Origin of the sequence: Sphingomonas lutea (genome assembly GCF_014396785.1) — a bacterium.
Lineage (GTDB): Bacteria > Pseudomonadota > Alphaproteobacteria > Sphingomonadales > Sphingomonadaceae > Sphingomicrobium > Sphingomicrobium luteum.
This window is the reverse complement of record NZ_CP060718.1, coordinates 2,296,478-2,320,543: the sequence shown is the minus strand read 5'-3', so window position 1 is coordinate 2,320,543 and position 24,066 is coordinate 2,296,478. Positions and strand designations below refer to the sequence as shown.

Below are 24,066 nucleotides of genomic sequence, written 5' to 3'. Positions count from 1 at the left end.
ACCAGGTGTGGACGTGCCTCGACTTCGCTCGGCACAAACGGAACTTGGTTCAATCAAGGCGCGTGGGAAACTGACGCCCCACGCCCCCCTTGCCCCTCTCGTATGGTTCAAAAGTGGCGGCAATGCCGACTGGCTGTTCGAACCGGCCGATGCCGACGACCTCATATCCTTCCTTCGCGACCTCGACCCCGACGTTCCCGTCATGGCGCTCGGCCTCGGGTCGAACATGATCGTGCGCGATGGCGGCGTTCCGGGCGTGGTCGTCCGTCTCGGCAAGCCGTTCGCGCGGATCGAACAGATCGACGCGACGACGCTTCGCTGCGGCGGCGGGGCGAGCGGCATTCTCGTTTCCTCGACCGCGCGCGATGCGGGCATTGCCGGCCTCGAATTCCTGCGCGGCATTCCCGGCACGGTTGGCGGCTTCGTGCGCATGAATGGCGGCGCTTATGGCCGCGAAGTCAGCGACATCCTCGTCTCGGCGCGCATCGCGCTGCGCTCCGGCGAGGTCGAGGAATGGCCGGCCGAGCGGCTCGGCTACACCTACCGCCACAGCGAATTGCCCGAGGGAGCGGTGGTCCTCGACGCCACCTTGCGCGGCACGCCGGGCGACCGCGAAGTGATCGGTGCGGAGATGGACCGCATCGCCCAGGCGCGTGAGGAATCCCAGCCTTTGCGCAGCCGCACGGGCGGGTCGACGTTCAAAAATCCGGACGGCCACAAGGCGTGGGCGCTGATCGATGCGGCGGGCTGCCGCGGCATGAAGCTCGGCGATGCGCAAGTGTCGGACAAGCATTGCAATTTCCTGCTCAACCTCGGTAGCGCGACCAGCGCCGACATTGAGGAGCTGGGCGAAGAAGTCCGGCGCCGGGTGCAGGCGCGAACCAACATCACTTTGGAGTGGGAGATTCAGCGCGTGGGGGTTGTCCAGTGAGCGTGAACCGCGACCTCAACGTCGCCGTCCTGATGGGCGGCTGGTCGTCGGAGCGCGAGGTCTCGCTGACCAGCGGCCGCGGCGTTGCCGAGGCGTTGCGCGAGCGCGGCTGGTCGAACGTGACCGAGGTGGACATGGACCGCAATGTCGCCGCGGTGCTCGCCGGAATTCGCCCCGACGTCGTGTTCAACGCCCTCCACGGCACGCCGGGCGAGGATGGCACCGTCCAGGGCATGCTCGACCTGATGCAGATCCCCTACACGCACAGCGGGCTCGAAACCTCGGTCATCGCCATCGACAAGGAATTGACCAAGATGGTGCTGGTGCCGCGCGGCATCCGCATGCCCAAGGGCACGATGGTCTTAAGCGAAACGCTTTACGAGCGCGATCCCATCCCGCGGCCGTACGTGCTCAAGCCGGTCAACGAAGGCTCGTCGGTCGGCGTCGCGATCGTCACCGAAGGCGGCAATCACGGCAGCCCGATCGGCCGTGACGTTCCGGGGCCGTGGCATGAGTTCGACGAACTGCTCGCCGAGCCGTTCATCAAGGGCCGCGAGCTGACCGTGGCGGTGATGGGCGGCGAGGCGCTCGCGGTGACAGAGCTCAAGATCGACAGCGGCTTCTACGATTATGAGCACAAATATACCGATGGCCGCACCGTGCACGTCTGCCCGGCGGAGGTGCCAGACGATATCGCCGGGGCGATGATGAACATGGCCGCCGAGGCGCATCGCCTGCTCGGCTGCAAGGGCGCGTCGCGATCCGACTTCCGCTGGGACGAAGAGCAGGGCGAAGCGGGGCTCTATCTGCTCGAAGTCAACACCCAGCCCGGCATGACCCCGCTCAGCCTGGTGCCCGAGCAGGCCAAGTATCGCGGCATCAGCTACGGCGAATTGGTCGAGCGCCTGATCATCGAAGCGCTCGACGAGGCGGCCGGTACGTGAGCGCGGCGCACGTCAGGCGCGGCGGCGGCGCGCGGGCCAAGCCGCGCAAATCGTCGGGCAACGCCGTCTCCAAGAAAATCGCCAGGAACCTGCCGGTCAATGAGGCGCGGGCAAGCAAGCTCGCCGGCCTGGCCTTTACCGGCTTCCTTCTGGCCATCGCCTTCGTCGTGCTGGTCGCGCTCGATATCCCGGCCAAGGCGGAACGGTCGGCGGGCGCCGCGCTGGGCCGCGCCGGCTTCGTCGTCAGCGGCTACCAGATCGTCGGCCTCGACAAGATGGACCGCCGCATCGTCGACCGCGTCGTCACCGATGAGCTGGCGCGTGCCGCCGAAACCGCCGGCGCGGGCAAGCCGCCGCAGCCCTTGGTCGACGTCGCCGCGATCCGCGAGCGGCTGATCGGCTTCGGCTGGGTCAAGGACGCGCGCGTGTCCCGCCGCCTGCCCGACACGCTGGTGATCGACATCGTCGAGCGCAAGCCTGCGGCGCTGTGGCAGGACAGCGGCCAGCTCACCCTGGTCGACGCTGAAGGGGTGGTGCTCGACAAGGTCGCCATTTCGAACATGCCCGACCTGCCATTGCTGATCGGGCAGGGGGCGAATGCGCAAAGCAAGGAATTAGGCCGGCTGATGGCCAGCGTTCCGACGCTGCAGCCGCAGCTTGCCTCGGCAACATGGGTCGGACGCCGCCGCTGGGATTTGAGCTTCCAATCGGGCGAGACGATCGCGCTCCCCGAAGGCGAGCAGGCCGCGCGGGCCGCGCTCGGCAAATTCGCCAAGCTGGACCGCTCGAACGGGCTGCTCGGTCGCGGCGTCGTCCGGTTCGACTTGCGCATCCCCGGCAAGATGATCGTCCGCCTGCCGCGCGCACCGGGCGAGACCATCACCGGCGACCAGCCGCCGCAGCAAAGCTGACCCGGCACCGTGGCCGCATCTTCCGAACAACAGCCGATTGCCGCGCTCGACATTGGCTCGTCGAAGGTCAGCGCGCTGATCGTCGCGCCGGGCGAGGAGGGACGCCTGACCGTGCTCGGCACCGGTCAGCGCGAAAGCCGCGGGGTCAAGCGCGGCTACATCACCGACATGGCGGCCAGCGAATTCGCGGTACGCGAAGCGGTCGAACTGGCCGAGCGCATGTCGGGCGTGACGGTCGAGGACGTCTGGGCCAGCTACGGCGCGGGCGGGCTGGTGAGTGATCTAGCCAATGTCGAGGTCGAGCTTGGCGGACACCCGGTCGAGCAGTCGGACATCGACGAATTGCTGAGCGCAGGCCGCGCTGCGATTGATCGCACCGGCCAGGTCGTGCTCCACGCCCACCCGGCGCTCTACACCATCGATCGCGCGCAGGGCGTACAACAGCCGATCGGGCTCTTCGCCAATCGCCTTGGCGTCGACATTCACGTCATCGCCGCCGATCCTGCGCCGCTGCGCAATATCGATACCGTGATCCGCTCGGCGCACCTTGGCGTGCGCGCCATCGTTGCCTCGCCGATTGCCGCCGCGCTGGCCTGCCTCAGCGACGAAGAGCGTGAGCTGGGCGTTGCGCTGGTCGAGCTTGGCGCCGACGTCACCAACGTGTCGGTTCACTATGGTGGGATGCTGCTCGGCCTGCGCTCGATCGACCTCGGCGCGCGCGACATCACCAATGACATCGCCACCGCCTTCGCCGTCCAGCGGCGTGACGCCGAGCGGCTGAAGTGCTTCTACGGCTCGGCCATGACCAGTCCGCGCGACAATCACGAGATGATCGAAGCCGCGCAGATCGGGGCAGAGCAGGGTGCCGAGCCGATGAAGATCACCCGCGCCCAGCTGATGATGGTCATCCGCCAGCGCATCGAGGAGCTGACCAACCAGGTCGAAGCCGCGCTCAAGGAATTGGGCTTCACCGGGCCCGTGGGGCGGCAGGTCGTCCTCACCGGCGGCGGCGCCGAACTCAAGAACATCGCCGATTACATGCAGGGCGTGCTCGGCCGCGCCGTTCGCCTTGGCCGGCCCAAGCAGATTGCCGGGCTGCCCGACGCGCATAGCGGCCCGGCGTTCTCGACTCTTGTCGGCCTCGCGCTCCTGGCCGCTTCCGGGACCAGCGACATTCGCGACATCGGCATGCCCCCGACGCAGCGCAAGAAATCCACCGGCATGTTTGGCCGGCTGATGACCGCGATGAAGGGCGGGTTCTAGCGCCGCCGCGATTCTGTTACGCCGCTGCCGGGGCAAGGGGACAGGCATGGCGACAATCGCATCCACAAAGCGGACCGCGAGCACGTCGCTGATCCTGCTGCTCGGCGCTGCGGTGTTCCTCAATTACATCGACCGCGGCGCGATCGGCATCGCCGCGCCGGTCATGAAAGACGACCTCGGCCTGTCCGAAGAAGAATATGGGCTGATCTTTTCGGCCTTCTTCTGGATTTACGCGCCGGTGCAGCTGTTCGCCGGCTGGCTGTGCGACCGTTTCTCCGTCTACCGCCTGATGTCGGGCGGGATCCTTCTATGGGCGGTCAGCACCTTGCTGATGGGCTTTGCCGGCGGCTTCACGTCGCTCCTCGTGTTGCGCATCATGCTTGGCGTCGGTGAAAGCATCTCCTTTCCCGGAAGCTCGAAGCTGATCGCCCGGCACGTCCCGCCCGAACGGCGCGGCATTGCCAATGCCACGGTCGCAGCTGGCCTTGCGCTTGGTCCGGCACTGGGGACCTTGGCCGGAGGACTGATCCTCGGCTCGCTCGGCTGGCAGGCGATCTTCATCGTCTTTGGCATCGTCACCCTGCTGTGGCTTGTGCCGTGGCGGCAGACCGTCCTCGCCCTACCGACCGAGGGGCATCTCGACGGCGGCGCCAAGGTGCCGGTCGCGCAACTGCTGTCCAAATGGCCCTTGTGGTCGATGTCGATCGTCCATGCGCTGGGGAACTACTGTTTCTATTTCCTGCTGGCCTGGCTGCCGCTGTTCCTGACCAAGTCGCGCGGGTTCAGCATCGCCGAAATGACCTTCCTCGCGACGCTGGGCTATGCGGTCCAGGGCGCGTGCGCGCTGGGCTACGGCCATTTTTCGGACTGGTGGACGCGGTCGGGCCGTTCGGAAGCGGCGATTCGACGCGGGATGATGGTCGTCAGTCAGCTCGTCGCCGCAGGCGCCATCCTTGGCCTTGCTTATGCGCACAGCGCACTGATGATCGGGCTGCTGCTCTGCCTCGCGGGCGCGGCCAGCGCCGCGCTGTCGCTCAACCTCTACGCCGTTGCGCAGATGTTTGCCGGGCCGCGCGCCGCCGGCACGTGGGTCGGCGTTCAGAATGCAATTGGCAACGTGTCGGGAATCATTGGGCCGATCATCACGGCGATGGTCGTGCAGCGATCTGGCTATGATTCTGCCTTCTTGCTAACCGCGGCGGTCGCCGCCGTCGGTGCGCTGTGGTGGATGGTAGGCGTGCCCCGCATCGAGCAGGTGCAAATCGACTGACCGTCCCGCGACTTTTTCAGGGAATCAGCAGCCCGATCACGATCCCCGCAATTGCGACGAGCGTAAAGCCGATAATGAGATGGCGGACGAAGGCGCGCTGATGCGCCCGGTCGGCCTCGGCCACGTCCTCTTCCTGGTGCGCGAGAAGGTTGGCGCGCCGCTCGAGCTCGCGCGCCGCCGCCGCATAGCCTTCGTCGTGCAGGCCATGGGCAATGATCGCACGAAGATCGTCGACCGACCGGCCTTCCCAGGCCTGGCTGAACAAAGTCGCGTCCGGCGCGGACGGGCCGCGGGACTCGGTAGGTGCAAAAGCAGGATCCGGGTTCATCGTCACGCCTCCCCTTTCGTGAACCGGGAAACGCCACCCGAGCGGCATGTCGTCGCTGCGTCGATCATACCGCATCGTGAGGCATTTGTCAGGCGGCGCGCGGTGACCCGTTAAGCTTAACGCGGCGTCACCTTTCGCAGCTTACGCTGAACTGCGTTTGAAAGGGGTCGGACGACGCTCCGGCAGGTTCGTTACGGCGGCGCATCATGCTAGCCCGGCAGGGTGACGCGCGACTATCGCATTTACCGACTCGACCGCGTTCGCCACGTGGTCGAAGTCGAATGGATCCGGGCCGCCTGCGATCGCGATGCGATCGCCGTGGCGCGCGAGATTCCGAGCTCCGGCCGGCGCGAAGTCTGGCACGGCGAGCGCCTGGTCGCGACGATCGATGTCGAGACCGCGGACGAACCGTCCGCCGCCTTCTGGCTTTAGCGGCTGTCCCGTCTTGGGAAAGTGAGTCTTTCACGCCACTTTTTCCCCAAAATTCTGGCGCGCGTTAACTTTTTCGCTTGGCTTGCGACTCGCGATGATTCAAAGATTCATCAAGACGGCTCAATGCGTTGCCAGGCTTGAGGGGGATTAAAGTCCATGAGCATCGATTTCATCCGGCCCGAGGTCGACGAGCTTCGCCCGCGGATCAGCGTGATCGGCGTCGGCGGGGCGGGTGGCAACGCCATCGCCAACATGATGCGCGCCGACGTCCAGGGCGTCGATTTCGTGGTCGCCAACACCGACGCGCAGGCGCTCAATTCCTCGCTCGCCGATCGCCGCATTCAGCTCGGCCTGCGCATCACCCAGGGTCTTGGCGCTGGATCGCGGCCCGAAATCGGCCGCGCCGCTGCTGAAGAAAGCATCGAAGAGATCACTGCTGCGCTCGAAGGCGCGCACATGTGCTTCATCGCCGCCGGCATGGGCGGCGGCACCGGCACCGGCGCTGCGCCAGTCATCGCCAAGGCGGCGCGTGACAAGGGCATCCTGACCGTCGGCGTGGTGACCAAGCCGTTCGCGTTCGAAGGCTCGCGCCGCGGCCGCTCGGCGGATTCGGGCATTTCCGAACTGCAGCAGCATGTCGACACGTTGATCGTCATTCCCAACCAGAACCTGTTCCGCCTCGCCAATTCGGAAACGACCTTCAAGGAAGCGTTCGAAATGGCGGACGAGGTCCTGCAGCAGGGCGTGCGCGGGATTACCGACCTGATGGTCATGCCAGGCCTCATCAACCTCGACTTCGCCGACGTCCGTTCGGTGATGAGCGAGATGGGCAAGGCGATGATGGGCACCGGCGAGGCCGATGGCGACAACCGCGCCATCGAAGCTGCCGAAAAGGCCATTTCCAATCCGCTGCTCGACGGCGTCAGCATGAAGGGCGCCAAGGGCGTCATCATCTCGATCACCGGCGGCGAGGACATGCGCCTGATGGAGGTCGACGAGGCCGCCAGCCACATCAAGGAACTGGTCGATCCCGACGCCAACATCATCTGGGGTTCGGCGTTCAACAACGATTTGGGCGGCAAGATCCGCGTGTCGGTCGTTGCCACGGGCATCGAGGCCGAAGTTGGCGCGCAGCCCGCCCCGGGCAAGGTGTTCACCTTCCCGGCGCGCGCCGTGGGCACCGCCGCGCCGGCGCAGCCGGTCGCGACTGCGCCCGAGCCCATCGAGGAAGACGACATCGACACGACTGCGCAGGAGGAGGGCGACGAGCTTCTGCTCGGCGACGACGACATCCTGACGACGCCGGTCGGCGCTCCGCCGATAGCGCCGCCCGACGACGACGACGCCACTGATCAGCCGACTGCGGCCGGCGGCGGCGGCACGTTGTTCGAGCGGATGTCGAACATTGCGCGCGGTGCCCCCAAGGCGCAGATTGAGGAAGGCGAACCCGGGTTCAGCCGCGAACCGATCGATATCCCGCGCTTCCTCAACCGGCAGAATAACCAGTAAGGCGCTTTCCATCCCTCTGCCGGCACGGCTCGCCGTAAAGGGTCTAGGCAGAAATGTTCGCGCAAGATTCTGTGTCGCATCGGGGGACGATGCGGGGAAAATTGCCAAAATTCGCGGGCTCCGTCGTGATGAGCGTCGCCGTTGCCGTTGCGCTTTCGGCGGCGGCGCCCGCCCACGCCCAGTCCGCTTATTCGCCTTACGCCGAATCGCCTGCTGATGCGCTTGGGCGCTACATGCGGACGCTTGGTTCGAACCCGCGCGATTTCGGTGCATTGATCGGTGCGGGACGCGCCGCGCTGGTGCTCGGCGACAATGATGCTGCGGCGGGCTTTTTCGCTCGCGCCGACGAAGTGAACCCCAACAGTCCGCTGCCGCAGGCCGGGATGGGTGCCGTCGCCGTCGCGCAGGGCGATCCTGCGTCCGCGCTTCCCTATTTCGCCCGCGCCCAGCAGCTTGGCGCGCCGCTCGCGACCTTCGGTGCGGACCGCGGATTGGCGTACGACCTGATGGGCCAACAGGCACAGGCGCAGGCGGAATATCGGGCCGCGTTGGGCGGCACGGACGCCGACGAAGCGCGCCGCCGCCTGGCGCTGAGCCTCGCAATCAGCGGCAACAAGGCTGAAGCCTTGCAGATCCTCGCGCCGCTTTCGGCACGCGGCGATGCCGCGATCGGCCGCATTCGCGCTTTCGTCCTTGCGCTGTCGGGCGACAGCAAGGGCGCAATGGTGGCGATCGATGCCGCCATGCCCGGCAGCTGGTCCTCGGTCGCGCCGTTCCTGCAACGGCTTCCGGCGCTTGCGCCCGGGCAGAAGGCGGCCGCGGTCAACCTCGGCATCTTCCCGGATTCAGGCGGCACGGCTTACGCATCGGCCGCACCGTCCCCGTCCTATTCCGCCCCGCCGTCGGTCAGTGACGGTGATCGCATGGCGAGCATCGAGCAGACACTGCGCGCACCGCCGCCCGCGGCTCGGCCGACGCCAAGCTGGTCTGCGCCCGCGGCGACGCAAATGGCCTCGGCGACCGTTCCGCAGCGCCAAGTGCCGCAGGCGCCAAAGGCCGCCGCAAAGCCAAAGAAAATCTGGCTTCAGCTGGCCAGCGGTCCCAATCCCGATGCGCTGCCCGACCAGTTCCAGCGCATCAAGTCGCGCAATGCCGAGATGTTCGACGGCATCAAGCCGTATGTTGCCAAGGGCCCCGAGCGCGCACGCCTGCTGATCGGGCCGTTCAAGAGCAGCGCCGATGCCGAGACCTTCGCGGAAGGCCTCGAGTCGGTTAACGCCTTCCGGTGGACCAATTCGGAAACCGACACGATCGTCCCGCTGGGCAGCTGACCGCGCGCCTCGCCGCGCGCCCCGCGCATTCGCGCGGCCGCCTTCACCCCGAACATGACGACGCCCCGCGCGGACCGCGCGACATCTTCCAGCGCGACCGTGACCGGATCATCCATTCGGTCGCCTTCCGCCGTTTGCGCCACAAGACGCAGGTGTTCATTGCCCCCGACGGCGACCATTTCCGGGTCCGCCTGACGCACAGCATCGAAGTCGCGCAGATCGGCCGGACGATTGCCCGCGCGCTCGGCCTTAACGAGGACCTGACCGAGGCTTTGTGCCTCGCCCATGACCTTGGCCACCCGCCGTTCGGCCATGGGGGCGAAGATGCGCTCGACGCCGCGCTCGCCGACGCCGGGGGCTTCGACCACAACGCTCACACCATCCGCATCGTCACCCGGCTGGAAACGCCTTATCCCGACATCGACGGGCTCAACCTCAGCTGGGAAGCGCTCGAAGGCCTGGCCAAGCACAACGGCCCGGTGCGCAATCCAACCTGGGCGATGGCGGAAGCCGATACTGCGTTCGACCTGATGCTCGGCAGCTGGCCCAGCCTCGAAGCGCAGGTCGCCGCCATTTCCGATGACATCGCCTACGACAACCACGACATCGACGACGGCCTGCGCTCCGGCATCCTCGCGCTCGACGAACTGGTCGAAGTGCCGATCGTCGCGCGGCACTGGCGCGCGATCGAGCGGCGGCACCCTGGAATCGCGGTCGACCGCAAGCAACGCGCTTTGGTTCGCGACCTCATCGGCACGATGGTCGGCGACGTCCTCGCGGAAACTGCCCAGCGCGTGGCCGATGCCCGCGTCGAGACCATCGACGATGTCCGCGCCGCGGGACGCAGCCTCGCGGGCTTTTCCGAACCGCTCGCGGCCGAGGAGGCGGAGCTCAAACGCTTTCTTTACCAGCGTCTCTACGGTTCGCCCGCGCTCGATGACGTGCGGGTCGAAGCCGAGCGGGTCATTGCCAATCTCGCCGCCGCCTATCGGGCGGACCCGTCGCTATTGCCGACAAGCTGGCAGCGCGCTGGCGACCGAGTTGGCCAGCTGCGCACGATCGGCGACTTCATCGCCGGCATGACAGATCGCTTTGCCATCGCCCGGCATGAGGAACTCGTGGGCCCGGTCCGCCTTCCTGCCGACCGCTTCTGACGGCGCGCGTTTGCATTAACCAAACAAGCTATTGTTTTTCAATCGATTGTGGAGGAGCCTCGGACAGCCGGGGGGCAGCCATGCGAGTCGTTTTCTCCGGCGGGGAGGGCGTGATGGCGTATAGTGGCGTGTTCGTTTTCGGGGACAGCCTGGTCGATGCGGGCAACGCCCTTAAGCTCGCCGAATTCTATGGCGACCTGACCTTCAGCGATCTCCCGGACGGCGCGCCATCCGCAAGCCGGGGCTATTTCCAAGGGCGCTTCAGCAATGGCTACACCTTTGCCGATTTGCTCGCGAACAAGGAGATTGGCACGGTCACCGCGCCGGTCTTCCCTTACGGCTATGAAGATCCTTGGCTCGACATCCCAATCGCGCCCTGGGCAGGCGACCCGTCGGGCAACAACCTGAACTTCGCTTACGGCGGCGCGCAGATCAAACAGGGCAGCGAAGTCGTGTCCGACCTCGACACGCAGACCGACGCTTTCCGCGATGCGGTCGACGGCGACGCCGACGTCAATGCACTGCACATGGTCACCGTCGGCGGCAACGACATCCGCAGCATCGTGCCCACCACCGGCACGATCTTTTCCAAGACCGCCGCGTATGCGCGGATCGAATCGCGCGCCGACATCCTCCTGCACGAGCTGAGCCAGCTGGTGACGATGGATGGGGTGAAGCACATCCTCATCACCGGCATGGCCGATGTCGGGCTGGTCGAGCGCTACGACCTTAACAAGGACAATGTGTTCGGACCCGATACCGACCTCAATAACGACGGGGTCATTGAGGCGGGCGAAGCGACTCGCAGCGCCGCGGCGACCGATTATTCGCGCTACCTCGACCACCTCATCCGTACCGAGGTGATCCCGGGGCTCGAGGCGCTTGGCGCAACCGTCAGCTACGTGCCGTTGATGGATTATGTCGACGAAACGACGGGGCAGGCGGTCACCGGCGCACTCACGGCCAACCTTAACACGATCGCCTTGCTCAACGGCATCCGGCCCGACGAGCTGGGCGAGACGCCGGGCGAGCAGCTGCGTGAGAATCTGCTCCTCTACGATAACCTCTTGTTCTTCGATGGCCTGCACCCGAACGCGCAGGCCAATGCCTTGCTGGGCTCATTCATGCATGCGCAGCTTAACGGCGCGCCGTGGGTCGAAACGATGCCCTTGCTGGCCGCCGACGTCGATTACCGCAGCGTCGCGACGATCGCGTCGGCGGGCGAAATCGACGGCCTGGTCATCGCGACCGCGGCGGGCAGCAGCTACACGTTCCAGATGCTCGGCGTCAGCAGCCTGACGCCTTATTTGTTGGCGCAGCTTGGGTTGAGCGCGCTTCCCACGGGGCCGATCCTGGGCGACCCGCGGCTCAACCTGCTGTCGTCGAGTGGCGCTTCGGTCGCCGCTGACGATGATAGCGGCGCCGGATTCGACGCGACCTTGACGTTCAACGTCACCGCTGCCGGAACTTATACGTTGCAGGCGGCGGCGGTCGGCGGGTTGACCGGAAGCTATGCGCTGACCGTACGGGTCGATGGCGCGGCAGTGAGCAGCGGCAACCTTTACGCCGTCAACAACGCGTCCGCCTTGGTGATCGAAGGCGCCGGCTGGGCGGGCATCGATACGGTCAGCGCCAGCGTCAGCTACGCCCTTGCCGCCGGAAGCGCGATCGAGGTCCTCCAGACCGGCAACGCCAAAGGCAAAGGCGCGATCAACCTGACCGGCAACGATTTCGCGCAGCAGCTGATTGGGAACAATGGCGCCAACGTACTCGATGGCAAGGGCGGCGCCGACGATTATCGCGGAGGCGGCGGCAACGACCGCTTCGTGCTCGGAGGCGACGGCGTCGATCGAATCCTCGATTATGTCAACGGGGACGTGGTCGACCTCAGCGCGCTGGTAAAGGTCGGCGCGGGGACCAACGTCGCCGCGGGCGGCTTCGTCCGGGTCACGACGACAGGCAAGATCCAGGTTGATGCCGATGGCGGCGGCAATGGCTGGGCCACGGTGGCGACGATCAACGGCACGGGGTCAGTCGCGATTCGCTATTTGTCGGGCGGCACGACGAGCACTGCGTCGCTTGGCCGGGTTACCGAAACCTCCCCCGCCGGCACGTTCGCCCTCGCTGGCATGATCGCCGGCAGCGGCCTTTCCGGTCCGGGCTTCCCCGCTGGTCCAGAAGCCGCCGACACCGACGCCGTCACATTAGCGAGGAGCGCAACAAGCGCGACAACCGTCATGATCGCCGACACGACGCTGGCTTCGGCGAGCGATGCCCAGATGCCGCCGCTGGCAAGTTCCACACAAACGCTGCCCCTCTCAGCCGGCGCAGCGTTGACGAGTGCCGTGAGCCGGCCGCAGGTATCGGACGCCGGCCGTTCCGCAGAGCCGCTCGACGCTGGGACAGCGTTGTCGGCGGCCGCGCCCGCCGCAGCGATGCAACTTGCGCCGTCGATTGCCATCCCCGCCGGGATTTTCGCGGACGCGGGCATGGAGGGGCGGATGGTGCAGAACATCGCCGAGGTCGGGCGGGTGCTCCTCGATGCGCTGTCGAACGGTCCCGGCCCGGGCACCGTGGAGGCGCTGCTCGACGCTCTGCCCGCGCGCGCCGACGGTGCCGTGCCGACGATTCCGGCGGCGGTTGCCGAAGCGTGGGCCACCGCTTCCGCAATCGTGCCGATGCATGCCGGCTTCGGGCTGGGTATGCTGGGCGAGCATTACGACGCGACCGCACTGGCCTGATCGCCAGCGCACGCACGGGTGACGCGCGGTGAGCCACGCGCTAGAGGCGCGCTATGTCCCTGTACGCTCGCTATGCCGCGCTCCTCGACGGAGTGCTTGACGATCTTGTTGCTGAAGGCGCGCTGCCGGCGGGTGTTTCGCGTGGCGGCATTGCGGTCGAGGCACCGCGCGATCCCACGCGCGGCGACCTTGCGACCAATGTCGCGATGGTCCTGTCGAAGGCGGCCAAGACCAATCCGCGCGCGCTTGCCGAGCTGATCAAGCCGCGGCTCGAAGCGCTGCCGCCGGTGCGCTCGGTCGAAATCGCGGGTCCCGGCTTCATGAACCTCCGGCTCGACCCCGAATCCTGGCGCGACGAGCTGCGCACGATCGTCGCGCAAGGCGACGGCTACGGCACGTCGACGATCGGCGCCAACGAGCGGGTCAATGTCGAATATGTCTCGGCCAATCCGACCGGGCCGCTGCACATGGGCCACTGCCGCGGCGCAGTGGTCGGCGACAGCCTCGCACGGGTGCTCGAAGCGGCAGGTTTCCGCGTCACCAAGGAATATTATGTCAACGATGCCGGGGCGCAGGTCGATACGCTCGCCCGGTCCGCTTACCTGCGCTACCGCGAGGCGCTGGGCGAGACGATCGGCGACATTCCCGCGGGCCTGTATCCGGGCGAATATCTGATAGGCGTCGGCTGCATCCTAGCGGCCGACTTCGGCGACGATTATTGCGAGGTGAGCGAGGCCGAATGGCTGCCCGTGTTCCGCGAGCGCGCGATTGCGGCGATGCTCGACCTTATCCGCCACGATCTGGCGCTGCTCGGCATCCATCACGACATTTTCGCTTCCGAGGCGGAGGTGCAGCGTACCGGCGCGGTCGATCGCGCGATGGAGGTGCTGCGCGACAAGGGGTTGGTTTACGAAGGCGTGCTCGAACGGCCCAAGAGCCTGCAGCCTGACGACGAATGGGAACCGGTTGAACTGACCCTGTTTCGCTCGACCCAGTTTGGCGATGACCAGGATCGCCCGATGAAGAAGTCGGACGGCAGCTGGACCTATTTCGGCAGCGATGCCGCTTACCACCTCCAGAAGGCAGAAAAGGCCGACCATCTGGTCAACATCTGGGGCGCCGACCATGCCGGCACGGTCAAGCGTGTCCAGGCGGCCGTCAACGCACTGACCGACGGGCGCGTCGACCTCGACGTCAAGCTGGTCAACATGGTCCGGCTGTTCCGCGACGGCGAGCCGGTCAAGATGTCCAAGCGCGCAGGCGATTTCATCACGCTTGCCGAAGTGGTCGAGGAAGTCGGCAAGGACGTCGTCCGCTTCATGATGCTGACCAAGCGCGCCGACAGCCCGCTCGATTTCGATTTCGCCAAGGTGGTCGAAGCGTCGAAGGACAATCCGGTTTTCTACGTTCAGTATGCGCATGCGCGGATCAGTTCGCTCAAGCGCAAGGCCGCCGACGCCGGGGTCGATCTCGGCGCGCCGGCCGACCTCGACCTGCTCGACGATGAAGAGCTCGGCCTGGTCAAGCTCGCGGCGCAATATCCGCGCACGCTGGAAAGTGCGGCGCTGGCGCACGAACCGCATCGCATCGCATTCTATCTTTACGATCTGGCGGCGGCATTCCACGCGCTGTGGAACCGCGGCAATGACGATCCCGCGCGTCGCTTCCTCGTTGAAAACAATCCACAACTTTCTCGCGCCCGGCTGGAACTGGCGCTCGGAATCGCGCAAATCATCCGCAGCGGACTAGGGTTGATGGGGGTCGCCGCGACCGAGGAGATGCGCTGAGGATGACCGACAGCCGGGCGGCAGTCGGAATGGACCGGCTGCCATGGCTTCATGACGAACCGAAGCCGCGCGCGGGCCATCGCGCGCGGGAGGTTCTGGGCTGGGCGGTTGCCGGTGCCTTGCTCCTCGCGGGCGGGTCTTACTGGCTCGGCACGCGCTCGGTCGACCGGCCGCAGGCCGATCCTGTGGTGCAGCCGGCGCCGGCGCCGCCGCAAGCCAGCGTCAAGCTGCCCGAGGCGCGCCTTCCAGCACCGCCGCCCCCGGTCGAAATTGTCGAGACGCCTGAGGTTCGCCCGGCGCCGGCGCCCGTCGTCTCGGTTCCCGAGCCGCGTGCCGCAAGGCCTTCCCCGCCGCGCAGGCGTGCGATCCTCAGGCGCGAGGAGCCGCCTCGCGCGCGGCTGGACGAGACGGTTTCGGAACAGAAGGCGACGGTGGCGACGCCCGCGCCCGCGCGTCCTGCGCCAACGCAATCGGCCCGCGCCGCGCCGGCACGCGCCAAACAGCTCACCTTGTGGAACGCCCGGCAGTCCGCCGGCGCCAGCGGACGGCTGGTGCAGATCGGCGCGTTCGGGTCGCGGCAGCAGGCGAAGCTCGGCTGGCGGCGGATGCAGCGCTCTTATCCCGCGGTCGCGCGCCTGCCTGCCGTCGTGGTCCCGACACGCAACTCGCGCGGCAAGCGCTTCTATCGCTTCCAGATCGGCACCACCTCGCAGGCGCATTCGGAAGTGCTGTGCCAGCGCATGCGCAGGATCCGCTACAGCTGCGCAGTGGTCGGCCTGCCGTGGAAAGCGAAAGTCGAACGATGAGCGACCAGAGGTCGGCCTATGACGACGGGCAGCTGCCGTGGCTGCAGGCCGTCGAGGACGAGGACGAGCCGCGCGGCCTGTCGGCGCGCAAGATGCTCGCAGCCTTGCTCGTCGTCGTGCTCGCGGCGGCGCTCGTCGCCGGCACCTTCTTCTGGCTTGGCCAGCAGGATGCCGAAGTCAGCGGTGCGCCGGAGCTGATCCGCGCCGCCCCCGGACCGTATAAGGTCAAGCCCGCGGACCCCGGCGGCCTCGACGTTGCGGGCGAGAGCCAGACGGCATTCGAAACCAGCGCGGGCGAGGATCGCGACGCGCAGCTCGACCTGAGCAAGGTGCCCGGCGCCGCCGTCGCACCCCCCAAAGCCGATGCCACGCCCGCCGCCGAACCGCCCGCCGCCAAGCCCGCGCCGGCCGAAGAAGCGCCCGCGCCGACCGGTGCCAAGGGCAGCGTCATCCAGCTCGGCGCATTCCAGAACCGCGCGCAGGCGGAGCGGGCCTGGACCCTGCTGTCGACGCGCTTCCCCAACGTCGGGTCGATGACCAAGCTGGTCGTGCCTTTCTCGGGCGGGATCCGCTTGCGTGCCGCCGCCGCGTCGCCCGCTGCCGCGCGCGAAGCCTGCCAGGCGCTCAAGGCGGCCGGCGAGAATTGCTTCGTGGCCCAATGATGCAGGCGGCTATCTATTCGCTCGCCGGTGCCGAACTGACCGATGATGAGCGCGCGCTGTTCCGCGACTCCGACCCCGCGGGCTACATCCTGTTCAAGCGCAATTGCGTCGACCGCGCCCAGCTGTCGCGGTTGACCGACGATCTGCGCAGCCTGCACGGGCGATCCGACCTTGCCGTGCTGATCGACCAGGAAGGCGGGCGCGTAGCGCGCATGAAGCCACCCGAATGGATGGCGTTCCCTGCGGGCGAGGCCTTCGACCGGCTCTACCGGACCGCGCCATCGTCGGCGATCGAAGCCGCGCGATCGAACGCGCGCGCGCTGGCGCTGATGCTGCGCGAAGTCGGCGTCAACGTCGATTGCCTGCCGGTGCTTGACGTCCGGCAGGAGGGCGCGAGCGACATCGTCGGCGACCGCGCCATGGGGGCCGAGCCGATGCAGGTCGCGGCGCTCGGCCGCGCCGTGCTCGACGGCCTCGCCTCGGCCGGCGTGGTCGGCGTCGTCAAGCATATGCCCGGCCACGGCCGTGCGCTCGTCGACAGCCATCACGAACTGCCGGTGGTCGATGCCGGCGTTGACGATCTGGCGATCGATCTTGAACCGTTCGAGCGTCTTGCCGCGGCGCCGATGGGCATGGTCGCGCACATCCTTTTCACGGCATGGGATGCCGAGCGGCCGTCGAGCCAGTCGCCGTTCGTGATCCAAGAAATCATCCGCGGTCGCATCGGCTTCGACGGTTTCCTGATGACCGACGATATCGGGATGGAAGCGCTGTCGGGCACGCCCGGCGAACGCGCCATTGCGTCGCTTGCCGCGGGTTGCGACGTCGTCCTCCACTGCTCGGGCAAGTTTGACGAAATGGCGGAGATTGCCGCGCGGATCGGTGCCTTGACCCCGGAAGCGGAAGGGCGGCTCGCGCGGGCCATGGCCGCGACGTTGATCGACGACGATGGCCCCGACTTCGCCGAAGCAGTCGCAAAGCGCGACGCCTTGCTCGCGCGGGCCTGACGGTGGCTGACGACACGGACTTCGACGGCCTTCCGCTTCGCCAGCAATCTGACGAACTCACCCTCAACCTCGACGGCTGGGAAGGTCCGCTCGACCTGCTGCTCAGCCTGGCGCGCGCGCAAAAGGTCGACCTTGCCCAGCTGTCGATCCTCGACTTGGTCGAACAATATCTGGCCTATCTCGCGCAAGCGCGCGCGTTGAAGCTGGAGATTGCCGCCGACTATCTCGTGATGGCGGCGTGGCTGGCCTATCTCAAATCCTGCCTGCTCCTGCCCAAGGATCCGGAGGCCGATCCGAGCCCCGAGGAGATTGCCTTCCGGCTGCAGATGCGGCTGCAGCGGCTCGATGCGATGCGCGAAGCCGGCGCGCGCCTGCTCGGCCGCGATCGCACCGGTCGTGACGTCTTCCTGCGCGGCGCGCCCGAAGGGCTGCGGCTGGTGCGCAAGGCCGCCTGGCAGGTGCGCGATTTCGATCTGTTCGCGGCTTATGGTGCCGTCCGTGCCCGGACCGCGCCGGCGATGCATGTCGTCCATGCGCGGTCGGTGATGACGCTTGAGGAAGCCCTCGACCGCGTCGGCCGCTTGGTAGGCGCGGCGCTCGACTGGACGTTTCTCGAAAGCTTCCTGCCCCACACGCAGGACCCGCAGTTTCGCCGCTCGGCGCTGGCGTCGAGTTTCCTGGCAATGCTCGAACTCGCCCGTCGCGGCAGGCTCGAATTCGTGCAGGACGAACCGTTCGCGCCGATCAAATTGAAGGCTGCGTGATGGACGAGCTGGCGCGCGCGCTCGAAGCCACCTTGTTCGCCTCCGCGGAACCGCTGACGATCGAGGAGCTGAAGCTGCACGTCGGGGAGGGCGACGTCGAGATCGCGCTGGGCGAGCTGTCGGCGCATTATGAAGGCCGCGGGATCGAGCTCGTCGAACGCGGCGGCCGCTGGCATTTCCAGACCGCGCCCGACCTTGCGCATCTGCTTCGCCGCACGCGTGAGGAGGTCCGCCGCCTGTCGCGCGCGGCGACCGAGACGCTGGCGATCATCGCCTATCATGAGCCCGTCAGCCGCGCCGAGATCGAGGCGATCCGCGGCGTGCAAATTTCCAAGGGCACGCTCGACGTGCTGATGGATGCCGGCTGGGTCCGCCCTGCCGGCCGCCGCGAAGGCCCGGGGCGGCCCTTGCTCTACGCGACCACGCAAGAGTTCCTGTCGCACTTCGGCCTCGGCTCGCGGCGCGACTTGCCGGGCATCGACGACCTCAAGGCCGCCGGACTGCTCGACCCGCTCGACGACTCCGCTTTCCAACTGCAACTGGAAAGCGAAGAGGAAGCCGACTAGATACGCCTGCAAAGGAGCTTCACATGGGCGGTTTCAGCCTCTGGCATTGGCTTGTTGTCATCATTCTCGTCATGCTGCTGTTCGGGCGCGGACGCATTTCCGACCTGATGGGTGACCTTGGCAAGGGGCTGAAAAGCTTCAAGGAAGGCATGGGCGACGAGGAAGCGGCCAAGCGCCAGGAGCCGCCGCGCTCGATCGAGAACCGGCCGATCGACGTCACGCCGCAGCCGCCGCGCGCGCAGGAGCCGGTCACTCCGCCGCCCCCGCCGCCGGCCGACGACACCACGCCGCGCCCGTAGCGTCGGCGAGGAACGCCGATGTTCGGCGTCGACACCACCGAGCTTTTGCTGATCGCCGTTGCGGCGCTGATCTTCATTGGCCCCAAGGACCTGCCGAAGGCGATGCGAGCCGTCGGCTATTGGGTCGGGCGGGTGCGCGGGATGGCGCGCCACTTCACGTCGGGCATTGAAAACATGATGCGCGAGGCGGAGCTGGAGGAGATGGAGCGCAAGTGGCGCGAAGAAAATGAGCGGATCATGCGGCTTCATCCGCCTGACGCCCATTATCCCGATCCCGCTCCGCCGCCCCCACCGCCGGAAGAGCCGCCAGCCGCGGACGATGATCCGCGCCCGCCGGCCGAGCGGCCGCTGCCATGAAGGATATCGACGACACCAAGGCGCCGCTGCTCGAGCATCTGATCGAGCTCAGGCGGCGGCTGTTATGGTCGCTTGGAACACTGATCCTGGCGTTCGGCGTCTGCCTCTATTTCGCCAAGCCGATCTTCGCCGTGCTGGTGCAGCCACTGCTTCAGGCGGGGCAGGGCAAGCTCATCTTCACCGACGTGTTCGAGGCTTTCTTCGTCGAGGTGAAGGTCGCCTTGTTCGCGGCGTTGATGCTGTGCTTCCCCGTCTTCGCAACGCAGATATGGAAGTTCGTCGCGCCCGGCCTTTACGTGAAGGAAAAAAGGGCCCTGTTGCCCTTCCTGCTGCTGACGCCGGTATTCTTCGGCGCAGGGGCGGCCTTTGCCTATTTCGTCGCCATGCCGTGGGCGCTGCACTTCCTGCTCTCGTTCGAAGGCACGGTCGGCGGCGTGGAGCAGGAAGCGCTGCCCGGCGTCGGCAATTATCTGAGCTTCGCGACGCGTTTCCTGTTCGGATTCGGTGTCGCCTTCCTCCTGCCGATCCTGTTGATGATCCTGGAACGCGCGGGGATCGTTCGCCTCGACCAACTCACCCGTTCCCGCCGCTACGCGATCGTCGGCGCGGCAGTGGTGTCGGCCGTGCTTACGCCGCCCGATGTGGTGTCGCAGCTGATGCTGCTCGTCCCGCTCTATGCGCTCTACGAATTGGCTATCCTCGCCATCCGTTTGACGCATTGGCGCGCGGCACGCTTGGCGTCACCGGATGCGGGCAGTGTCAGCGATGATGGGGGCCCCCAGACAAAAGAGGGCCCGGAAGCGCCACCGGGGGGGGGAGGGTTGGCGGTTCCGGGCCCATTTAATCGGATAGCGAGAGCGGGGGGGCAAAAGGTCACTATCCGAACTGCATAACGCGGTGTCTTTGAAATGGGTTCCGGTGCCCGCCAACTTTTTTTGGCCGTCCCCGTAACGATTTTGCGAAGCGTCTAAACCGGCGGGAAAACCGGCAAATCGACGCTATATCGTCCCAGCTTCCGGTCGAGCGGGGAACGCAGTTGCTTGGCCAGCCCGGTGACGATCCGTTCGAACTGCGCTTTCTCCGGTTCACCCGCTTTATCGGGGTCGAGAACACGATTGCTCATCGTCATGCGCGCGGTCAGCTCGCTCGATCGGCGAAGGGTGATCTCGATCGGTTCCTGTGGGCAATGAATCATCGCGAACTCGACGATCTCGGTGACCAGGAAGGCGATGGCGACGGCGACGTCCTGTGTCGTGAAAACCGTGTCGACGTCGAGGTCGATGGCGAAGCCTCGCGCCTCGTCGGGCGCGCCGGCTCGCAGTTCGGCCGCCAATTCCGACATCAGCGGGCGCACTGCGATTCCGCGGCTTTCTTCCATCTCGGCAAAATGGTTGCGGTGAACGATCGAGAGCGCACCGACCCGCCGGCTGATCCCGGCATAGGCCGCGCGGGCTTCGGTCGTATTGGCGCTGCGGCCGTGAATATTGAGAAGCGATGCGACGACCTGAAGATTGTTCTTCACCCGGTGGTGGACTTCGCGGACCAGCCGCCGCTGGCCTTCGAGCGCCGCTGCCATCTCCCGGTCCGATTGCTCGACTCGCGCCATGGTCCGCGCGAAAGCGTCACGCAGTTCCTGGATCTCGCGGGACGGCCCCAGCTTGTGCGGGACATCGAGCGTTTCGCTGCCCGGCTCATAGGCAGCTACGCCACGCTGAAGCCGCTTGAGCGGTCGGAGCAGGAGCCGGCTGACGAGGAGCCAGGTGATCACCGCAGCGGTCACCCACATCAGCAGCGGCAGCAGCAACAGCAAGCGATCGATGATCGTGATTCGCTGCACCGGGGTCCCGATCCGCGCGACGACGCCGCCATTGCCGATCTTTCTTTCGGTGAGCTGAAGCCGGAGATTGCGCACGTCGGGCGGACCGATGACCCGGATTTCGCGCGTGCGGTCGCGCAACACCAGCGCCTCGATCTTCTGGCCGGAATTTTTCGCCGCGTTCTGGATTACTTCCAGGGGGATCAGCGAGGTGGCCATCCCGCCGATGACGCCGGCGCGAATCGCGAGCGAATCGTCGCTCGGGGCGATCTGGACGTGGATGTCGCCCGGCGCAGTCAAAGGTAAGGAGCCCGTGTTGCCGATCTTCGCGGTCGCGCAGAGAGGGGTTCCATCGGGCGCCTCAAGCTCAAAATCCTGCGCCACGCCGGGCGCGATGGACAGGGAGCGGCGGGCGCGCTCGCAAGCCTGGACGGAACCATCGGCAAGTGCGCCATTCGCCGCGATTCTCAGCGCAAGGGCATTGCGTGCGACCAGTCCTTCGATGGCCTCCGCGGCTGCCTGGGCCTGGTCGTCGCTGCGACCTTGAAGCGCAGCATTGGCTTCCCGGATTTCATTGCGGCCGAAAAACACCAACGCGATCCCGATGGGGAGGATCGCGGCGGTCAGGATCAGGAAAAGTTTGGCACCTGTCGGAAGCCGCTGGAAGCGTTCGCCCGCGGTCATTCGAAGCGTCCGAACGAGCCGCTAGTCCAGTTTTCCGATGAGCGAGAGGAAATCGTCTGGAACGGCTTCGCGCAACGTGTCGTCATAGATCGTCCGGAGCGCGCGCCCCAGGTCGCCCGAGCGTTGCTTTCGGCTTTTTCCGTCGGCAGCGGACGGTTTTCTCGAAGCGTTCTTATTATCGGCTCCGTCCGTCGTGCTTCGCTTCCTGGCACTCAAACTCAATCCCCCTCGCGCGGGCAATGCGCGCCTCATACTTCACTCAATTCGCCGCGCAACGGTTCATCGCGAACGTATCGCACGGCAACACTCGGCGACGGCCCATGGCGGCGGACAGGAACGCGCGGGTACCCGATGTGCTGGGGAAACCAAATGGCCAATGCTTTGTTCCAGTGCTCGATCATATCTTTGGGGGGCGTGCATCCGCGGCACGCAACGGTCCTTCCAGGGTTGCAACAACATCGAGCCGCCGCCAAAGACGCTTGCAATTCGATTTATCCAGGAGAGTTTGTACCGATGTCGCTTGGCCAGGAACTCGCTCCGCACTTGCCATTCCTCCGCCGTTACGCCCGGGCCCTTACCGGCAGCCAGGCGCATGGCGACGCCTTCGTGCGCGCCACCTTGGAGGCGATCGTTGCCGAGCCTGACGAGTTCCCGCGCGAGATTGACCCGCGCCTTGGGCTCTACAAGACGTTCCATGCGATCTGGTCGACCGCCAACATCGAGGAGGGCGAGGAGCCTTCGTCGCTGAACGGTGCCGAAGGAATCGCGCAGGCGCGCCTCTCGCGGATCACGCCGCTGTCGCGCCAGGCCCTGCTCCTGACGTCGCTCGAAGGTTTCTCTTCCGAAGACGCCGGCTTCCTCATCGGTGCAAGCCCCAATGACGTCGATTCACTGGTGGCCGAAGCGCTTGAGGAGATCGAGCGCCAGACGCTTGCGGACGTCCTCATCATCGAGGATGAGCCGATCATCGCGATGGACATCGAAACGATCGTCCGTGACCTTGGTCATAACGTCACCGGCGTCGCGGTGACGCGTGACGAAGCCGTGGCCCAGGCGCGCGAGCACCCCCCGGGGCTCGTGCTTGCCGACATCCAGCTCGCCGACGACTCCAGCGGAATCGACGCCGTGAAGGACATTCTGGCCGAATTTTCGGTCCCCGTGATCTTCATCACTGCCTTCCCCGAGCGCTTGCTGACCGGCACGCGGCCCGAGCCGACCTTCCTGATCACCAAGCCTTTTCAGCGGTCCACGGTCAAAGCGGCGATTGCCCAAGCCCTGTTCTTTGACGCGGCGACCGTTCCGGCATCGTGACGGAACAGCGCCGGGTGAGGCGCGTTGGCCTTGAAACAGCGAATTGACGACGAGAATTTGATGGCTGATCCGCACTCCGACCCCCAGATCCACGAAACCACGACCGAAGCGCGTGCGGGGTCTACGCCCGGCGTTGCTCGCAACGTGCTCGTGTGGGGGACGTTATTGGTGGTGATTGCGTTCGTGATCATCGTCATTTTCGGCGCTTCCTAAAGCCGCCTCGCGTCCGTCACATTCGCTGTTCATGTTGGATCAAACGGCGTCCGGCCAAAGCCGGCGCTCAGTAAAGGGTGGGGTTCTCATTTTGACCGACGATCGTGATCAGGAACGCAGCGCGGACGCGCCGTCCGAACACGTCTCCCTGTCCGATCCGGAATTCAAGGATCAGCTGTCGGCCGTCATTCCGCACCTGCGCGCCTTCGGCCGCTCTCTTTCGGGCAGCCGCGACCTTGCCGACGACCTTGTCCAGGAAACCTTGCTGAAGGCGTGGGCCGCGCGCAAGCGCTTCCAGGCCGGGACTAACATGCGCGCCTGGACCTTCATCATCTTGCGCAACCTGTTCCTCAGCCAGATGCGACGTGCGCGCTTCAAGGGCGAATGGGACGATATCACGGCGTCGAAGATCCTCGCCGCCCCGGCCAGCCAGGACCGGCATATCGAGCTTGGCGACATGCAACGCGCGCTGATGCACTTGCCACAGCCGCAACGCGAGGCGCTGATCCTCGTCGGCGCGGGCGGCTTTGCTTATGAGGAAGCGGCGGAAATCTGCGGCTGCGCGGTTGGCACGATCAAGAGCCGCGTGGCGCGCGGAAGGGTTGCGCTCGAGCAGCTATTGTCGAGCGGCAAATTGCCATCGCGTCGGCAACATAGAACCGATCCTGACAAGTCCGCACTGCAGACCATCATGGGTGAGGTCGACGATCTCAGCCGCGATCACGGTTGATCGCGCCGGCCGTTTACTAATTCAGCTTCCGCAGCAGTTCGGCAAAATCACGGTCGCACGGTTCCACTGCCGCAGCTTCAAAGGCTTTGCGGAGTGCGGCGGTTATGCCGGCATGCGCGGGCGGAATATCTACGCGGATGACCCTGCGATCCATGTTATCCAATTCCGACGCCGCAACGGGTTCACGTTCCAGCTTCATTTCCAAGGCAAACGACCAAAACCCGCCAGAAGTTTCGTCGCCCGCCGTTTT

26 protein-coding genes are annotated in these 24,066 nt (G+C 66.2%); 22 read left to right on the top strand and 4 right to left on the bottom strand.

Annotated features, from left to right (window positions below; genetic code table 11):
• Positions 1–52: 52 nt before the first annotated feature.
• The 5 genes from murB to H9L13_RS12030 are packed head-to-tail and all read left to right on the top strand — an operon-like array spanning position 53 to position 5,319.
• Positions 53–931 carry a UDP-N-acetylmuramate dehydrogenase gene (murB, locus tag H9L13_RS12050; protein WP_425326502.1) on the top strand — a complete coding sequence of 293 codons (879 nt, stop codon included), beginning with the start codon at positions 53–55 and terminating at the stop codon, positions 929–931.
• Complete coding sequence (locus tag H9L13_RS12045) at positions 928–1,875, top strand: D-alanine--D-alanine ligase (protein ID WP_187537909.1); 948 nt, start codon at positions 928–930, stop codon at positions 1,873–1,875. The genes murB and H9L13_RS12045 overlap by 4 nt, the downstream gene beginning before the upstream one ends.
• Positions 1,872–2,786, top strand: a complete 915-nt coding sequence (locus tag H9L13_RS12040; RefSeq protein WP_187537908.1) for a cell division protein FtsQ/DivIB — start codon at positions 1,872–1,874, stop codon at positions 2,784–2,786. The genes H9L13_RS12045 and H9L13_RS12040 overlap by 4 nt, the downstream gene beginning before the upstream one ends.
• Before the next feature lie 9 nt (positions 2,787–2,795).
• A complete protein-coding gene (gene ftsA / locus H9L13_RS12035; protein ID WP_187537907.1) occupies positions 2,796–4,049 on the top strand; it encodes a cell division protein FtsA in 1,254 nt (417 codons plus the stop codon).
• Positions 4,050–4,095: 46 nt separating this feature from the next.
• Complete coding sequence (locus H9L13_RS12030) at positions 4,096–5,319, top strand: MFS transporter (protein WP_187537906.1); 1,224 nt, start codon at positions 4,096–4,098, stop codon at positions 5,317–5,319.
• 16 nt (positions 5,320–5,335) lie between these two features.
• Here the strand turns inward: H9L13_RS12030 and H9L13_RS12025 are convergent, their stop codons facing one another.
• Positions 5,336–5,647, bottom strand: a complete 312-nt coding sequence (locus tag H9L13_RS12025) for a hypothetical protein (protein ID WP_187537905.1) — start codon at positions 5,645–5,647, stop codon at positions 5,336–5,338.
• A gap of 222 nt (positions 5,648–5,869) precedes the next feature.
• Between H9L13_RS12025 and H9L13_RS12020 the strand changes: the two genes are divergently transcribed.
• The 14 genes from H9L13_RS12020 (at position 5,870) to tatC (ending at position 19,955) form a co-directional block, all read left to right on the top strand.
• Positions 5,870–6,079, top strand: coding sequence for a hypothetical protein (locus H9L13_RS12020; protein WP_187537904.1), 210 nt, complete (start codon positions 5,870–5,872; stop codon positions 6,077–6,079).
• A gap of 156 nt (positions 6,080–6,235) precedes the next feature.
• Positions 6,236–7,588: a cell division protein FtsZ gene (ftsZ, locus tag H9L13_RS12015; RefSeq protein ID WP_187537903.1), complete on the top strand. Its 1,353-nt coding sequence runs from the start codon at positions 6,236–6,238 to the stop codon at positions 7,586–7,588.
• Positions 7,589–7,716: 128 nt separating this feature from the next.
• Positions 7,717–8,919, top strand: coding sequence for a tetratricopeptide repeat protein (locus H9L13_RS12010; protein WP_187537902.1), 1,203 nt, complete (start codon positions 7,717–7,719; stop codon positions 8,917–8,919).
• Positions 8,874–10,073, top strand: coding sequence for a deoxyguanosinetriphosphate triphosphohydrolase (locus H9L13_RS12005; protein ID WP_408022114.1), 1,200 nt, complete (start codon positions 8,874–8,876; stop codon positions 10,071–10,073). The genes H9L13_RS12010 and H9L13_RS12005 overlap by 46 nt, the downstream gene beginning before the upstream one ends.
• A gap of 80 nt (positions 10,074–10,153) precedes the next feature.
• Entirely contained in the window at positions 10,154–12,814 is a 2,661-nt protein-coding gene (locus H9L13_RS12000; RefSeq protein WP_187537901.1) for an SGNH/GDSL hydrolase family protein, read from the top strand.
• Positions 12,815–12,867: 53 nt separating this feature from the next.
• A complete protein-coding gene (gene argS / locus H9L13_RS11995) occupies positions 12,868–14,601 on the top strand; it encodes an arginine--tRNA ligase (RefSeq protein ID WP_187537900.1) in 1,734 nt (577 codons plus the stop codon).
• A gap of 2 nt (positions 14,602–14,603) precedes the next feature.
• Entirely contained in the window at positions 14,604–15,407 is an 804-nt protein-coding gene (locus H9L13_RS11990; RefSeq protein WP_187537899.1) for an SPOR domain-containing protein, read from the top strand.
• Positions 15,404–16,069 (top strand): SPOR domain-containing protein, encoded by a 666-nt coding sequence (locus tag H9L13_RS11985; RefSeq protein WP_187537898.1) that lies wholly within the window; start codon positions 15,404–15,406, stop codon positions 16,067–16,069. The genes H9L13_RS11990 and H9L13_RS11985 overlap by 4 nt, the downstream gene beginning before the upstream one ends.
• The gene (gene nagZ / locus H9L13_RS11980; RefSeq protein ID WP_187540404.1) at positions 16,069–17,076 is read left to right on the top strand and encodes a beta-N-acetylhexosaminidase; all 1,008 of its coding nucleotides are present in this window, start codon (positions 16,069–16,071) and stop codon (positions 17,074–17,076) included. The genes H9L13_RS11985 and nagZ overlap by 1 nt, the downstream gene beginning before the upstream one ends.
• A gap of 2 nt (positions 17,077–17,078) precedes the next feature.
• On the top strand, positions 17,079–17,840 hold the full coding sequence (locus H9L13_RS11975; RefSeq protein WP_187537897.1) for a segregation and condensation protein A: 762 nt from the start codon (positions 17,079–17,081) through the stop codon (positions 17,838–17,840).
• The gene (scpB, locus tag H9L13_RS11970) at positions 17,840–18,406 is read left to right on the top strand and encodes an SMC-Scp complex subunit ScpB (protein WP_187537896.1); all 567 of its coding nucleotides are present in this window, start codon (positions 17,840–17,842) and stop codon (positions 18,404–18,406) included. The genes H9L13_RS11975 and scpB overlap by 1 nt, the downstream gene beginning before the upstream one ends.
• Positions 18,407–18,429: 23 nt before the next feature.
• Positions 18,430–18,705: a twin-arginine translocase TatA/TatE family subunit gene (locus tag H9L13_RS11965; RefSeq protein ID WP_187537895.1), complete on the top strand. Its 276-nt coding sequence runs from the start codon at positions 18,430–18,432 to the stop codon at positions 18,703–18,705.
• An 18-nt stretch (positions 18,706–18,723) separates the two neighbouring features.
• Positions 18,724–19,062 carry a Sec-independent protein translocase protein TatB gene (tatB, locus tag H9L13_RS11960; RefSeq protein ID WP_187537894.1) on the top strand — a complete coding sequence of 113 codons (339 nt, stop codon included), beginning with the start codon at positions 18,724–18,726 and terminating at the stop codon, positions 19,060–19,062.
• Entirely contained in the window at positions 19,059–19,955 is an 897-nt protein-coding gene (gene tatC, locus H9L13_RS11955; protein ID WP_187537893.1) for a twin-arginine translocase subunit TatC, read from the top strand. Before tatB ends, tatC begins: the two co-directional genes overlap by 4 nt.
• Positions 19,956–20,029: 74 nt before the next feature.
• On the opposite strand, the gene H9L13_RS11950 is transcribed toward tatC, so the two are convergent.
• Entirely contained in the window at positions 20,030–21,562 is a 1,533-nt protein-coding gene (locus tag H9L13_RS11950; protein WP_187537892.1) for a sensor histidine kinase, read from the bottom strand.
• 21 nt (positions 21,563–21,583) lie between these two features.
• On the bottom strand, positions 21,584–21,814 hold the full coding sequence (locus H9L13_RS11945; RefSeq protein ID WP_187537891.1) for a NepR family anti-sigma factor: 231 nt from the start codon (positions 21,812–21,814) through the stop codon (positions 21,584–21,586).
• Positions 21,815–22,075: 261 nt separating this feature from the next.
• Here H9L13_RS11945 and H9L13_RS11940 point away from each other — a divergent pair, with 261 nt between their 5' ends.
• The 3 genes from H9L13_RS11940 (at position 22,076) to H9L13_RS11930 (ending at position 23,816) form a co-directional block, all read left to right on the top strand.
• A complete protein-coding gene (locus H9L13_RS11940) occupies positions 22,076–22,873 on the top strand; it encodes a response regulator (RefSeq protein ID WP_187537890.1) in 798 nt (265 codons plus the stop codon).
• Between the two features lie 30 nt (positions 22,874–22,903).
• Entirely contained in the window at positions 22,904–23,086 is a 183-nt protein-coding gene (locus H9L13_RS11935; RefSeq protein ID WP_187540450.1) for a hypothetical protein, read from the top strand.
• A 91-nt stretch (positions 23,087–23,177) separates the two neighbouring features.
• Positions 23,178–23,816: a sigma-70 family RNA polymerase sigma factor gene (locus H9L13_RS11930; RefSeq protein WP_235090986.1), complete on the top strand. Its 639-nt coding sequence runs from the start codon at positions 23,178–23,180 to the stop codon at positions 23,814–23,816.
• 16 nt (positions 23,817–23,832) lie between these two features.
• Here H9L13_RS11930 and H9L13_RS11925 read toward each other — a convergent pair whose 3' ends face one another.
• Positions 23,833–24,015 carry a hypothetical protein gene (locus H9L13_RS11925; protein WP_187537888.1) on the bottom strand — a complete coding sequence of 61 codons (183 nt, stop codon included), beginning with the start codon at positions 24,013–24,015 and terminating at the stop codon, positions 23,833–23,835.
• Between the last annotated feature and the right edge of the window lie 51 nt (positions 24,016–24,066).

What these genes read in the sequence shown, in the direction of transcription:
- tatC (WP_187537893.1), top strand. Translation starts at nt 19,059, where the DNA reads ATGAAGGATATCGACGACACCAAGGCGCCGCTGCTCGAGCATCTGATC.
- H9L13_RS11940 (WP_187537890.1), top strand. Translation starts at nt 22,076, where the DNA reads ATGTCGCTTGGCCAGGAACTCGCTCCGCACTTGCCATTCCTCCGCCGT.
- nagZ (WP_187540404.1), top strand. Translation starts at nt 16,069, where the DNA reads ATGCAGGCGGCTATCTATTCGCTCGCCGGTGCCGAACTGACCGATGAT.
- H9L13_RS11945 (WP_187537891.1), bottom strand. Translation starts at nt 21,814, where the DNA reads ATGAGGCGCGCATTGCCCGCGCGAGGGGGATTGAGTTTGAGTGCCAGG.
- argS (WP_187537900.1), top strand. Translation starts at nt 12,868, where the DNA reads ATGTCCCTGTACGCTCGCTATGCCGCGCTCCTCGACGGAGTGCTTGAC.
- H9L13_RS11950 (WP_187537892.1), bottom strand. Translation starts at nt 21,562, where the DNA reads ATGACCGCGGGCGAACGCTTCCAGCGGCTTCCGACAGGTGCCAAACTT.
- ftsZ (WP_187537903.1), top strand. Translation starts at nt 6,236, where the DNA reads ATGAGCATCGATTTCATCCGGCCCGAGGTCGACGAGCTTCGCCCGCGG.
- H9L13_RS11990 (WP_187537899.1), top strand. Translation starts at nt 14,604, where the DNA reads ATGACCGACAGCCGGGCGGCAGTCGGAATGGACCGGCTGCCATGGCTT.
- H9L13_RS12030 (WP_187537906.1), top strand. Translation starts at nt 4,096, where the DNA reads ATGGCGACAATCGCATCCACAAAGCGGACCGCGAGCACGTCGCTGATC.
- H9L13_RS11925 (WP_187537888.1), bottom strand. Translation starts at nt 24,015, where the DNA reads ATGAAGCTGGAACGTGAACCCGTTGCGGCGTCGGAATTGGATAACATG.
- H9L13_RS12000 (WP_187537901.1), top strand. Translation starts at nt 10,154, where the DNA reads ATGCGAGTCGTTTTCTCCGGCGGGGAGGGCGTGATGGCGTATAGTGGC.
- H9L13_RS12010 (WP_187537902.1), top strand. Translation starts at nt 7,717, where the DNA reads ATGAGCGTCGCCGTTGCCGTTGCGCTTTCGGCGGCGGCGCCCGCCCAC.
- H9L13_RS11985 (WP_187537898.1), top strand. Translation starts at nt 15,404, where the DNA reads ATGAGCGACCAGAGGTCGGCCTATGACGACGGGCAGCTGCCGTGGCTG.
- H9L13_RS11965 (WP_187537895.1), top strand. Translation starts at nt 18,430, where the DNA reads ATGGGCGGTTTCAGCCTCTGGCATTGGCTTGTTGTCATCATTCTCGTC.
- H9L13_RS12025 (WP_187537905.1), bottom strand. Translation starts at nt 5,647, where the DNA reads ATGAACCCGGATCCTGCTTTTGCACCTACCGAGTCCCGCGGCCCGTCC.
- scpB (WP_187537896.1), top strand. Translation starts at nt 17,840, where the DNA reads ATGGACGAGCTGGCGCGCGCGCTCGAAGCCACCTTGTTCGCCTCCGCG.
- tatB (WP_187537894.1), top strand. Translation starts at nt 18,724, where the DNA reads ATGTTCGGCGTCGACACCACCGAGCTTTTGCTGATCGCCGTTGCGGCG.